At 64.0% G+C, this 9,833-nt stretch carries 13 protein-coding genes and 1 pseudogene; 5 read left to right on the top strand and 9 right to left on the bottom strand.

Features of this window, described 5'->3' with window-relative positions:
* Positions 1–206: 206 nt before the first annotated feature.
* From ROA7023_RS22240 to ROA7023_RS22210, 7 genes are all read right to left on the bottom strand, one after another.
* Complete coding sequence (locus ROA7023_RS22240; protein WP_085881167.1) at positions 207–1,229, bottom strand: major capsid protein; 1,023 nt, start codon at positions 1,227–1,229, stop codon at positions 207–209.
* Positions 1,230–1,300: 71 nt separating this feature from the next.
* Positions 1,301–1,681: a head decoration protein gene (locus ROA7023_RS22235; RefSeq protein ID WP_085881166.1), complete on the bottom strand. Its 381-nt coding sequence runs from the start codon at positions 1,679–1,681 to the stop codon at positions 1,301–1,303.
* A gap of 86 nt (positions 1,682–1,767) precedes the next feature.
* Positions 1,768–3,186 carry a S49 family peptidase gene (locus ROA7023_RS22230; RefSeq protein WP_085881165.1) on the bottom strand — a complete coding sequence of 473 codons (1,419 nt, stop codon included), beginning with the start codon at positions 3,184–3,186 and terminating at the stop codon, positions 1,768–1,770.
* On the bottom strand, positions 3,186–4,709 hold the full coding sequence (locus tag ROA7023_RS22225) for a phage portal protein (protein WP_085881164.1): 1,524 nt from the start codon (positions 4,707–4,709) through the stop codon (positions 3,186–3,188). The genes ROA7023_RS22230 and ROA7023_RS22225 overlap by 1 nt, the downstream gene beginning before the upstream one ends.
* A complete protein-coding gene (locus tag ROA7023_RS22220; protein WP_085881163.1) occupies positions 4,709–4,918 on the bottom strand; it encodes a phage head-tail joining protein in 210 nt (69 codons plus the stop codon). The genes ROA7023_RS22225 and ROA7023_RS22220 overlap by 1 nt, the downstream gene beginning before the upstream one ends.
* Positions 4,919–4,927: 9 nt before the next feature.
* Entirely contained in the window at positions 4,928–6,952 is a 2,025-nt protein-coding gene (locus tag ROA7023_RS22215; RefSeq protein WP_234992408.1) for a phage terminase large subunit family protein, read from the bottom strand.
* Positions 6,918–7,457 carry a hypothetical protein gene (locus ROA7023_RS22210; protein ID WP_085881161.1) on the bottom strand — a complete coding sequence of 180 codons (540 nt, stop codon included), beginning with the start codon at positions 7,455–7,457 and terminating at the stop codon, positions 6,918–6,920. Before ROA7023_RS22210 ends, ROA7023_RS22215 begins: the two co-directional genes overlap by 35 nt.
* Before the next feature lie 136 nt (positions 7,458–7,593).
* Here ROA7023_RS22210 and ROA7023_RS22205 point away from each other — a divergent pair, with 136 nt between their 5' ends.
* The 5 genes from ROA7023_RS22205 (at position 7,594) to ROA7023_RS22185 (ending at position 9,318) form a co-directional block, all read left to right on the top strand.
* A complete protein-coding gene (locus ROA7023_RS22205; RefSeq protein WP_085881160.1) occupies positions 7,594–7,809 on the top strand; it encodes a hypothetical protein in 216 nt (71 codons plus the stop codon).
* Between the two features lie 11 nt (positions 7,810–7,820).
* Positions 7,821–8,114 carry a hypothetical protein gene (locus ROA7023_RS22200; RefSeq protein ID WP_085881159.1) on the top strand — a complete coding sequence of 98 codons (294 nt, stop codon included), beginning with the start codon at positions 7,821–7,823 and terminating at the stop codon, positions 8,112–8,114.
* Positions 8,107–8,286 (top strand): hypothetical protein, encoded by a 180-nt coding sequence (locus ROA7023_RS24615; protein ID WP_085881158.1) that lies wholly within the window; start codon positions 8,107–8,109, stop codon positions 8,284–8,286. Before ROA7023_RS22200 ends, ROA7023_RS24615 begins: the two co-directional genes overlap by 8 nt.
* Before the next feature lie 119 nt (positions 8,287–8,405).
* Positions 8,406–8,675 carry a hypothetical protein gene (locus tag ROA7023_RS22190; protein WP_085881157.1) on the top strand — a complete coding sequence of 90 codons (270 nt, stop codon included), beginning with the start codon at positions 8,406–8,408 and terminating at the stop codon, positions 8,673–8,675.
* Positions 8,676–8,772: 97 nt separating this feature from the next.
* Entirely contained in the window at positions 8,773–9,318 is a 546-nt protein-coding gene (locus tag ROA7023_RS22185) for a DUF3489 domain-containing protein (protein ID WP_085881168.1), read from the top strand.
* A gap of 9 nt (positions 9,319–9,327) precedes the next feature.
* Here the strand turns inward: ROA7023_RS22185 and ROA7023_RS22180 are convergent, their stop codons facing one another.
* Together ROA7023_RS22180 and ROA7023_RS22175 are read right to left on the bottom strand one after the other, a co-directional pair.
* Positions 9,328–9,537: a DUF7220 family protein gene (locus tag ROA7023_RS22180; RefSeq protein ID WP_085881156.1), complete on the bottom strand. Its 210-nt coding sequence runs from the start codon at positions 9,535–9,537 to the stop codon at positions 9,328–9,330.
* Positions 9,534–9,707 (bottom strand): annotated as a pseudogene (locus tag ROA7023_RS22175) (DNA methylase); the annotation flags it as partial. The pseudogene ROA7023_RS22175 and the gene ROA7023_RS22180, both read right to left, overlap by 4 nt.
* Between the last annotated feature and the right edge of the window lie 126 nt (positions 9,708–9,833).

Raw genomic sequence — 9,833 nt, 5'->3', positions numbered from 1 at the left:
GCTCGAATGGAACAACGGTAGATTTCGACATGTGGCATATCCCTTTCTCTTTGAGAATTGACGGCGCTTCAGCACCGCCATGATATGCCGCCCCTCAGGGGCCATCACCAACTTTCAACCATATCTCTGTAAACTGCATCGCAGGCGATGTTCGGGTCGCCGAAGAGGCCATCGATGGCAGCGGCAAAGACTGACATGGGCTGTCGTCAGTTCGCGCTGAACAGCCGGATCGCCAGGCGCGGGCGCTTGTTGACCGGCAGGATCGATCCTTCTGTCATCAGGTCGATCCAGCGGCCCTTGGCGTCGATCATCTGGCGGGCATAGAGCGGCAGGCCGATGGTGTTGGCGGTTTCCAGCAGGTTTGCGGGGCCGCCATAGGTGGTGAAGGTGTCGAACGTGCCCATGGGAAAGGCGATGCCTTCGCCGCTGGGGATCAGCCGTTCCGAGGTGCCGTTCGAGAGGGTGACCGATCCGTTGTATTCCTCGAACAGCATGCCCGCGAAGGGAAAGGCGCGGCGCATGTCCTCGCGCAGGGGCTGGCCGCCGGTGGCCGAGAAGAACTTGTAGGCCTCCTCGGTCTTGGGGTGGCTGATCAGCTTGTCGAAGAATTCCGAGCTGACCAGCGCGTGGGCGGTGATCATGGTTTCGCCCAGAAGGTTGTCCTCGATGGCGCGCAGGGTGGTGCGGACCTTGCTCTGGACGTTGGTGCCCGCCGTGCCGAAGACGAAGTCGACCGAGATCTGGGCCAACCCGAATTCGGTGAAGTAGTTGTAGAGCGTGGTGCCCGCGCCATCCTTCACGATGCCGCGCAGGGCATTCATCTCCATGTATTCGCGGGTCTGGGCATGTTTGCGGCGCATCAGTGTCAGCTTGCGGTTCATCACCTCGACCAGCGGATCGGCGGCATCCGACAGCCCCAGCGCGGGCATGCCCTGAATGTCAGCAGGCAGGATCACGTCGTCATGGGGGATCCATGGCAGGGCGAAAGAACGCATCGAGCGGGCTTCGCGATTGCCGACGGTGGCAGGTGCGCCGAGCGGCACCGAGGGCAGCAGGCTCAAAACGCCCTCGCGCTGTTCGATGACGATGGAGCGTTGGCTGACGCCCTCAAAGCGGAACAGACCAATCTGGCCGAGGCGGGTGTAGAGGTTGGGCAGGATATTGATCGCCTGCGTCATGTCGGCAAGCGAATAGCCGCCCACATCAAACGGGTTGCGGGTGATGGTCATGGGGAACTCCGGGGAAAGGGGGAAGATAGAGCCTTGCGGCGATTCGCGATGAACGCGCGGGCGGGGCCGGATCAGGCGGTGTCGCGCGGCAGAATGCCGAGGCTTGCGAGCTGCCCCAGCTTGGTGGTGATCTTGGCGCCATCATCGACGGTCCCGTCATAGGCGAGGGCCGAGCGCGACACGATGGCGGGGCCGCGTGCAACAACAATGCCGGTCGCATCGGCCAGTGTGGCATCGACGGCGTAAAGCAGAACGGCACTCGCAGTTTGCGCGCCGTCAGAGCCGCCGGATGTTGCGAACTTGTATTTGCCACTTGCGGAGATGCGACCAAGCACCGAGCCGACCGGGTAAGGCATGCCCTGCAGCAGGGTCACGGTCTCGCGGGTATAGTTCGGGTTGACCTCGTATTTGAGAACATCGCCCGTTGTGGCGGGCTGTTGAAGAACAGTCATGGTGGGTTTCCTGTGTCAGGCGGCAAAAGGACATCCCCCGCTGGGGCGGTGCCGCGGGGATCAGTGATGCGGTGGTGTGCCTGCCGTCAGCGACGGGTGCCCGCCGCCGCCGCACGCTTTGCGGCCGCGACGATCGGGCTTTCTGTCGCCTGTGGCAGGACACGCGACGGCGCTGCGGCGACGATATCGCGCGCATCGGCGGCCGCACTTGCGCGCTCCAAGACAAGGCGGCGCAGGGCCTCGGGCGTGGTGCTTTCGCGCAGCGCTTTTGCGGCATCAACGGCGATCCCGAGCCGCGAGGCCTGCGCCGCGATCTCGGCGATCTCCGCTGCCGCCTCACGAAACTGCGCCGACAGCTCGGCCAGATTGCCGGGTTGCGCAGAGGCTGGGATGGGCGGGGCAACTGCTGCTGCGGGCGTAGCTGCGGAGGGCGAAGTAGGCTGCGCAGGTACTGAACCGGCAGCGTCGGCTTCGCCATCATGGTGTTCCCTGACATCTTCAATGGCGTCGTCCTGCGGGGTGTCGTCGGGGTTATGTTCAGTGGCCATGATTGCCTCATCTTTGGGGTGAGAAATGGATGCGCGCCGGGCGCGCGCGGGTGAAAGGACAGGTGTGCGCGCGACCATTTTCCGGAAAGCGGCAAACCCACGCGCAAGGTCGGTCAATTCATCGGCCAGGCCTGATGCGATGGCATCGGCCCCACGATAGGTGGCGGCCTCAGTGGCAAGCGCGGCCTCTTGGCTCAACCGCCCGCCACGCCCGGCAGCCACGGTCTCTGCAAACAGGAACCGCAGCACATCAATCTCGCGTTGAATGTCGTCGCGCACGCCTTCTGGAAGGGGCGCGTAGGGATTGCCATCCACCTTGTGCTGACCGGAGTGGATCAGCGTGACGCGTACGCCGTTCCGGTCGAGCTGGCCGCTCAGATCGGCATGCATCACGACAACGCCGATGCTGCCCACCGCCCCAGTGCGCGGCAACAGAATGCGGTCGGCCTGACTTGCCAGCGCATACCCCGCCGAAAAGGCGTGTTCGGCGACAAAAGCCCAGACAGGTTTGGTCGCACGAATTGCACGAATGCGATCTGCGAGATCGAATACCCCGGCGACTTCGCCTCCAAAACTGTCAATTTCCAATGCCACGCCGCGCACGGATGGATCCCTGGCCGCCGCCTCGATCTGCGCGGCGATGCCCTCATAGCTGGTCTGGCCCGAAGACTGTCCGATCCAGGAGCCACGATGGATCAGCACGCCCGAGATCTCGATCACCGCAATACCGTCCACCACCGGGTACGGCGCTTCGCCATGCTGGCGCAGACCAGCGGCGAGGATACTGGCGCGGGCGGGCAGATGGGCATTGCCATCCAGCGTGTCGTCCTCGTCCGCCAGTTCGACCGACCTCCCGAGGATGCGCGGCCCGAGGCCCGACAGAAACGCCATGGCTTTGGAGGGTTCGACCAGCAGCGGCGTGTTGAAGGCGCGTGCGGCGATGCGGGCATGCAGCATCAGGACTGGTCCTCAGGTTCGCGGGAACTGTCGTCTGCATCATCGGTTTCATCTGTCTGGTCGGTGTCGTCGTCTTTGCCCCCATCGTCCCCCGGGCCCTGCAAAGCCTGCACGCCCTGCGCGGGCGATCCGGGACGGCGGAAGTCGAGACCCAGCGCGCGTTCGCGCATCCGCTCCGCGGCAATTTCGCGATCAACCTGTTCGGCGTCATAGCCGCGCTCGGCGATAGCCTGCGTCCGAGATTTCAGCCCCGCCTCGATCTGAGCGATTTCGGCATTTGCGTCCTTCAGCGGGTCGACCCAGTCCCATTTCGTCGGCAGCCAGTCGGCGGTCAGCAGGCGGGACCGGTTCGCCTCATAGCCCGGCAGCGCCAGCGCGCCCGACAGCACGGCAGCGTCCATCCAGCGGGCATAGACCGGGCGACAAAGCTGATACACCATGACCGAATGCTGCCATGCCGAAACGCGGCGGCGGAACTCGATCAGCGCTAGGCGCGAGTTCGAGAAGTTGCCCTTCACCATGTCGTTGGCGAGATAGGGATAGGGGATGCCCAGTGCTGCCGAGATTTGAAGCAGCGTTCGATACTGGAACGGCTCGTAGGTGCCGCCGCTGTCGGCAGGCTGGCCGATGGTGACATCCTCGCCCGGATCCAGCCGCACAATCTGGCCCGGGCTGATCTCGACCCCGTCTGGCCCCTCTTCATCGTCCGGCGCGAGGGGGTTCTCCGGGGCCGGGGAGGTCACGAACATCGCATACATCGCCGCGACCTTTTTGCGGTCCAGCTCAGCATCGTCATACTGATCGAGCAGGAACAGTTTGACGATGGCGGGCGCCAGTTTCGACACACCGCGCAGCTGGCCGCCCTCGACCGGGTCGATCACATGGATCACCTCGGCGGCGGGCACCCGCACGATCTCATCCGCGAGCCCCGGATCGGTGCTGTCGCCCGGGTGGCGGCGCAGGAAATGATAGGCCACGCGCCGTCCGATCCGGTCGAACTCGATCCCTTGGCGGATGGCATTCCCGTTCGCTGCCATGCCGGTCTGTTCCAGCGGCAACATTTCAGCGGGCAGCATCTGCAGCTGGACGGGTACGCTCAGGCCGTCGCCCGCGCGCCGGGGGCGGAAGCGAAAGAACACCTCGCCTGCGATGAAGACCTCGCGCGCCGCACGGCGCTGCAGCCCGTAGAAATCGGTCAGCCCCTCGGCATCGGCCTCGTCGGTCCAGGCGAGCCATAGACGCTGCAGCTCTTCTTTTTGTCCAGCGTCCGCGATCTTCGAGATCGGTTTGATGCCATCGCCGACGGTATTGGCGGCCCAGCTTTCCACGGCATTCACCGCATAGCCGTTGTTGCGCACCAGCCAACGGGCCCGCGCGGTAATATCAGGCCCGCTGGCCGCGATCAGCGCGTTCACATGGGCGCGGGTCGCCCGGAAACCGCGCAGGCGGCGGTGATGCTGACCCGCGTCGAACCCGCCGACAAAAGCCCCGAGGCGCTGGCGCCAGTTCAGAGCACCGGTCATCACAGATCCTTCACGCTGTAGGGGCGCAGGACGCGGCGACCGGGTTTTTCCAGTGCTGCGATGCGCCGCTCGATGTCCGATACTGCCGCAGCCAGTTCGGCATCCGAGCCATAGGTCACGCTCTTGCCGTCATAACTCACGCTGCGCGTTCCGCTATAGCGCGCGCCCAGCAGCGCGGCGTGTCGGGATTTGAGGTCGTCGAGGGTCATCGGGATCCATCATTCCATGTATTTCGGCGTGCTGATCTTCCAGCCACGTCGCCGGGGCGTGGTCACTTGCCCGGCTTGCGGGGTTGTCGGTTTCTCAGGTGCGGCGGTCGGTGTGATAGCGACAGTCTCCACCCCGGCCTGTTTCTCCAGCTGTCGCCACATCCGCTCGTCGAAACGATCGGCCCCGAGGATCCAGACGGCGGCGCGGGCATAGATCCGTGTATCCAGCGCCTCGTTGCGTTCGCGCATCTTTTGCCATTCCTGGCGGGCATAGCCGCGCCGGTCACGGATCGTGACCAGCTGCTCGGCCACCAGCTGTTTCAGCCATTCGCTGTCCGCCCAGTCCGGCAGGTGGATCGTGCCCGCTGGGTTGGGCGCATCGGGTTCCGACGGCCGCTCAATGCGCAGATAGCGGTAGGTCTCTGCCTTGAAGGTGGCGGTGGCCACCGTCCAGAGCCGTGCGCCGCGCTTCAACTTGCGCCCATTCACCGTGGCATCGACGAAGGTCGGCCCCGAGACTGGCGTGGCCCGGTTGAACCCTTCGACCCCCTTTACGGGTGCCACCTGCGCGATGCCCTGCTTGCGCCCCCAGGCGTAAACCGCAGCGGACTCGTAGCCGGTGTCGATGGCCAGTTTTGCCAGCGTCATGATGGCGCCGTTCTCATGGGTCCAAGTCTGGCCGAGCAGCGCGGTCAGTTGATCCCAGCAGGCCGGATCGTCTGGCCCACCCGGGATCACGATGTGATCGACAAGCCAGCTCTCAAGGCCGCGGCCCCACGCCCAGACATCGACCTCGATCCGGTCTTTTTGCACATCCGCCCCGGCCGTCAGGAACAGCCCACCTGCGGGGATCTGCGCCGCAAACGCGACGCGCCGATCTGCCAGCCGCTGCCATTCCGGGGCTTCGCCGCTCTCGGTCCAGGTTTCCCCCAGCAGCGTGTTGCGTGCGGCGCGCAGCATCTCGTCCGAGCCTTGGGCCGCCAGCCAGTCGCGCGCGATCTGCTCCCAGCTTTTCCAGCCAATCGGCGAATAGAGGGCAGACAAGTGGAAGCCGATGGCTTTCGGATCGGTTGGCGCCGCCGTTGCCCGCCATTCACCGCGTTCCAGCATCTGCGACTTGTGGTGCTCGGCGATGGGGCGTTCGCAGCCTTCGCAGTGATAGGCCGCCATTTCCGGCCGTCCTTTGTCCCAGCGCAGCCTCTCAAACTGCAACCATTGCATCGTCCCACAATGCGGACAGGGCACGAAGTATCGGCGTTGATCCGAAGCCTCGAACTCCCGCTCGATGCGCGAAAGCCCACGGATCGTCGGGGTCGAGACCATGAACACCTTGCGCCGGTGCGCGAAGGTGGTGGTGCGGGCCTCGGCCAGTGTGACCGGATCGCCTTCCTCGTCTGCCGAGGCCGGATAGGCATCGACCTCATCGAGAAACACATAGCGCGCGGGCATCGAGCGCAATCCGGTGGCCGAGTTTGCGCCCGTCAGCACCAGAATACCGCCAGGAAACTCCTTGGACAGCATCGAATTGCCCGCGTCGCGTGAGCGCGCGGGCTTTACTCGCTCCCGCAGCGCCGGGCTGTCCTCGATCAGCGGATCGATCCGGCCGCGCGATGTGCGCTTTGCCATCTCGACTGTTGGCAGCACCGCCAGCATCGGTCCTGGCGCGTGGTGAATGACAAAGCCGATCCAGTTGTTGCCAGCCTCTGTGGCGCCAACTTGTGCAGCCTTCATGAACGTCACCCGCTGTGCCGGGTGGCTGGGCGACAGTGCATCCATGATCTCGCGCAGATAGGGCGTGCGCGCGGTGCGATAGCGGCCCGGCTCAGCGGAGGCCCGCGACGACAACTTGCGATGCGCATCGGCCCATTGTGACACCGTCAGGTCAGGATCGGGACGCACCCCGCCGCGCCAGGCGCGCAGAATGTCCTCGGCGCCGTCAAAGGCCAGATCGAGGCCGTCGGTCAGATCGTGGTCGTTCAGGCTGTTGTCGTGGTATTCTTCATGCAAGCGAGACCCTGAGGTCGGCCAGGGCATTGAGCTGCTCTCGGACATGGGTTTCCAGCACCCTTTGCAGGATCGCAGTCTCGATCGTCACCGGCACCCCCGATGCCTTCTCCATCTCTGCGGACAATTGCGCCGCCATCAGCGCCGCCACACGGGTGGGCCAGGTGACCCAGGTATCGCGTTCCTGGCGCGCGAGGCGAAACACCAGCGTTTCGGCCCGGGCGCGGTCGACCAGAACGCCCTTCTTCTTCTGGATCGACAGCTGGCGTTCCTGCGCCTGATAGACCGTCAGCGCCGTGCGGGCTTTCAGATAGGACGTGCTGTCGCCGGGGCCGGAAACGGCACCGGTATCGCCGCCCAGCGACCGCCGCTGCTGATCCGGATCGGTCATCGCGCCCCGTCGTGCATCCGAGGCCACAGCATTGATCGACCCGTCGGCAAACAGCACCAGCCGACCGGTCTTGCGGGCCTTCTGCACTGCCCCGCGCGAGAGCCCGGAATGAGCCGCATAGGAACGTTCGGACATACCTTCCATGACGCCGTGAATGCCTTCAACACATTGGTAATAAACAAGAACGACGGTCTATTTGAGTTGATTACACTCCCCGATAGAGCGATTCTCGGATCACGGAAACAGACCCTGATCGAACAACAGAATTGAGGACCAGATCATGACCACGACAACCATCCGCGTCGATTACGCCACACTCCCCGACCATTTCGACCGCAGCCGCCCCGATGCCATCGCCGAGGCCGTCGAGGCCGCGCTGCGCGAAGACGGGATCGCCGTCGAAGCCTCGGACGTGATCTCGCACCTGAAGATCGAACTGCCAACCGCCCAGCTTGCAGCAGCCAGCGCCGCGCTGGTCGATCTGCAACTGATCTGACGGAGAACGATATGAGCACCCGCGCGCAGATCGCCATTCAGATCGGACCCCAGGAATGGGCACATGTGTATGTGCATTACGATGGGTACCCCTCTCACATGCTGCCCGCGCTCGCGCACTGGGCGCCTGAGGACATCCTCGCCGCGCGCGAAATCCGGCAGGTGCGCGCCGACGCGCTTGATTGCTTTGATCCTCCGCGCGAACCGCCCATCTTCCCGCATCTGACCTGCAAGTTTTGCCATCTTTACGTCTGGCAAGACGGCGCATGGGCCGAACTCAACCTGAAACGACCTCGCCATGAATGATCTGTCTCTCAACTGCCTGCCCGAAGGCGAGAGCCTCCGCGATCTTGTCTGGCGCAACTGCGCCATCGGCTTCGATCTGCGGTTCTGTCGCAGCGTCGCTGTCACGCCTGACGCCGCCCAGCGCCATAAGGCTGAACAGGTCGCGTTGACTGAACCTGATCGGATCGCATGACGCGCTGCGCGGAACGATCATAAAGCCATGATATTGCTTGTAATAGCCTACGACAATCGGCGCTTCTGAGCGATGGTTGTCTCACGGAAACGATGCAACTCACCATGAGGAACGCCACCATGACGCGCCTGAACCCGATCATCACGCCCCGCCACCAGCTCCGCGCCGAAAAGGCCCGTCTTAACCGGGAAGCTGCCCTCAATGCCTTCATGTGCAAAAAAGCCGAAATCGACGAGATGCTGGCCCGCTTGCAGGCTTTCAGCGACGACCACTTCAACTGCGACCCCGACGAGGTCGGCTGGGCGACGGTTGGCACCCTCGAGCATCACGCAAGCCTCCTGAAGCGGATCACCGACAGCGCCTTTGGTGAAGGCGAACACGCGGAATAGCGGCCCGGTTCAGCACCCCGCGCGGCCCGCCCATGTGGCGGGCCTGAGCCGGTAGAAGGGCCGACATCGGGTTGGTCTTTTGCAATCGGAGGCCACCATGCCCAAACTCACTGACACGCAGACCATCATCCTCAGCCGCGCGGCCACGCGCCCCGACAATCTGGCCATGCCGCTGCCCGAGGGGCTACGTGGTGCTGCGGCGAAGATGTCCGTCACCAAGATGATCGAGCGTGGCTGGCTCGAGGAGGTCGATGCCGACCTGCGCAAGGGCGAGCCCCTCTGGCGCGAAACCGGCGATGGCCATGGCACCACGCTGATCGCGACCGGGACTGGGCTGGAAGCTATCGGGATCGAGCCTGTCGTTGCTTTCGCCGTCTCCAACCTGCGTAAGGTGAAGCCGGACCCCGCCGACGCGCCAAAACCCGTCGCCATCCGCGCGGGCACGAAACAGGCCCGGGTCATAGCACTTCTGCAGCGCCCCGAGGGCGCAGCGATCTGCGAGATCGTCGAGGCAACGGGCTGGATGGCCCACAGCGCACGAGGAATGATCTCAGGCGCGTTGAAAAAGAAGCTCGGCCTGCCCGTTAGCTCCGAAAAGGTCGCGGGCCGGGGAACCGTTTATAAACTCGACCAAACCGTCTGAGCAGCGTCGTCATCGCCAGCGCTCAAACAGCCTGCGCAAGGCATACCCACGAATGAGCGATGCTCCGGTGAAGAGGACGCCGATCGCAAGGTTTTGGCTCAGGCTGGGATACAAACCAAACCATGGAAACACCAAGATCTGCATGGCCACGGCCAGACCATAACCGACCGCGACATTTGTGATGGCCTCGACAAGCGACATTCGGCGCGACTGGCTCATGCCGCCAGCCTCTTGGCCTTCAGAGCGGCGAAGCTTTCATCGGTTTCGATCAGCACCGCAGTCTCGCCGGTGAAGGCTTGCCAGCGTTCGATGGCGACATCGACGTAGGCCGGGTTCAATTCAACACCGTAGCAGACCCGACCCGTTGTCTCAGCCGCGATCAGCGTACTGAGCTGCTGCCGGTTTCGTGGACACGAAGATAAGATCGTGACCATGGAACTGGAGAGTGGATATGACGAGACGGAAGTTTACGCGTGAGTTCAAGATCGAGGCCGTGAGGCTGGTGACGGATCGGG

The sequence above is a fragment of the Roseisalinus antarcticus genome (assembly GCF_900172355.1).
Taxonomy (GTDB): domain Bacteria; phylum Pseudomonadota; class Alphaproteobacteria; order Rhodobacterales; family Rhodobacteraceae; genus Oceanicola; species Oceanicola antarcticus_A.
The sequence above is the reverse complement of the archived record's forward strand: the minus strand, read 5'-3'. Positions and strand labels throughout refer to the sequence as shown.

Coding starts and splice junctions, on each gene's coding strand:
- ROA7023_RS22240 (WP_085881167.1), bottom strand. CDS start 1,229: ATGACCATCACCCGCAACCCGTTTGATGTGGGCGGCTATTCGCTTGCC.
- ROA7023_RS22235 (WP_085881166.1), bottom strand. CDS start 1,681: ATGACTGTTCTTCAACAGCCCGCCACAACGGGCGATGTTCTCAAATAC.
- ROA7023_RS22230 (WP_085881165.1), bottom strand. CDS start 3,186: ATGCTGCATGCCCGCATCGCCGCACGCGCCTTCAACACGCCGCTGCTG.
- ROA7023_RS22225 (WP_085881164.1), bottom strand. CDS start 4,709: ATGACCGGTGCTCTGAACTGGCGCCAGCGCCTCGGGGCTTTTGTCGGC.
- ROA7023_RS22220 (WP_085881163.1), bottom strand. CDS start 4,918: ATGACCCTCGACGACCTCAAATCCCGACACGCCGCGCTGCTGGGCGCG.
- ROA7023_RS22215 (WP_234992408.1), bottom strand. CDS start 6,952: ATGCCCTGGCCGACCTCAGGGTCTCGCTTGCATGAAGAATACCACGAC.
- ROA7023_RS22210 (WP_085881161.1), bottom strand. CDS start 7,457: ATGGAAGGTATGTCCGAACGTTCCTATGCGGCTCATTCCGGGCTCTCG.
- ROA7023_RS22205 (WP_085881160.1), top strand. CDS start 7,594: ATGACCACGACAACCATCCGCGTCGATTACGCCACACTCCCCGACCAT.
- ROA7023_RS22200 (WP_085881159.1), top strand. CDS start 7,821: ATGAGCACCCGCGCGCAGATCGCCATTCAGATCGGACCCCAGGAATGG.
- ROA7023_RS24615 (WP_085881158.1), top strand. CDS start 8,107: ATGAATGATCTGTCTCTCAACTGCCTGCCCGAAGGCGAGAGCCTCCGC.
- ROA7023_RS22190 (WP_085881157.1), top strand. CDS start 8,406: ATGACGCGCCTGAACCCGATCATCACGCCCCGCCACCAGCTCCGCGCC.
- ROA7023_RS22185 (WP_085881168.1), top strand. CDS start 8,773: ATGCCCAAACTCACTGACACGCAGACCATCATCCTCAGCCGCGCGGCC.
- ROA7023_RS22180 (WP_085881156.1), bottom strand. CDS start 9,537: ATGAGCCAGTCGCGCCGAATGTCGCTTGTCGAGGCCATCACAAATGTC.